Genomic DNA, 823 nt, shown 5'->3' with positions numbered 1-823 from the left:
AATAAGGTTGACACGCTCCGCAACGGGCACGCATAATGCTAAGTAGCTCGCAGCTATCGTTGGACTTGATTGCAGAGCAACTTGGCTATCAATCGGCAACAGCCTTCAGCCGCTTTTTCAAAAAGTATGCGGGCCTCTCCCCAGCAGAGTACCGCCACCAAACTCACTCGTAGCTAATTCGTCTTAGCACGCAAAAACACCTGTCTTCATGACTAAAACAGCGGGAATTACTACGCCCTGCTTTTATTTTTGAGCTTTTATTCTATATTCATACTCACAATATTAAATACAACTTAAAAGCGCAGGAGTAAAATATGAGTGACTTTAAACTACATGACAAAGAATCGGCTCCCGAGGAAAGCAGGAAGTTACTAGAAGGCTCTGAAAAAGCTTTCGGTATGATCCCCAATTTGCACGCTGTCATGGCTGAAGCACCCGGCATTCTAGACGCTTACCAACAGGTGCACGAGCTTTTCGTTAATAGTAGCTTTGACAAAGACGAGTTAACTGTTGTCTGGCAAACCATCAATGTTTTCAACGAATGCCATTACTGCGTTCCTGCTCATACTGCTATTGCAAAAAATATGGGCGCCGATGATTCTATTACTGACAACATTAAAGCCGGTAAGCCCTTAGGTGATGAGAAATTGGAAGCACTGCGCCAGTTTACTCTGGTCATGCTTGAGAAGCGCGGTAACGCCGACGAAAGTGAGCTTGAGTCTTTTTATAAAGCCGGTTACGGACAGCGTCAGGCACTAGAGGTTATTTTGGGAATTGCTCAGAAAACGATGAGCAACTTTACAAACCATATTGCAAATACACC

2 protein-coding genes are annotated in these 823 nt (G+C 44.3%); both read left to right on the top strand.

Annotated elements, in window-relative coordinates; all coding sequences use genetic code 11:
* The first annotated feature begins 32 nt into the window (after positions 1 to 32).
* A complete protein-coding gene (locus B2U97_RS01590; protein ID WP_286830202.1) occupies positions 33 to 173 on the top strand; it encodes a helix-turn-helix domain-containing protein in 141 nt (46 codons plus the stop codon).
* A 141-nt stretch (positions 174 to 314) separates the two neighbouring features.
* Positions 315 to 823 (top strand): carboxymuconolactone decarboxylase family protein (locus B2U97_RS01585; protein WP_286830200.1); only part of this gene is annotated, 509 nt, incomplete at its 3' end.

Source organism: Idiomarina sp. UBA3176 (genome assembly GCF_002364295.1).
In the GTDB taxonomy this organism is placed as follows: Bacteria; Pseudomonadota; Gammaproteobacteria; order Enterobacterales; family Alteromonadaceae; genus Idiomarina; species Idiomarina loihiensis.
This window is presented reverse-complemented; position numbering and strand designations above follow the sequence as displayed.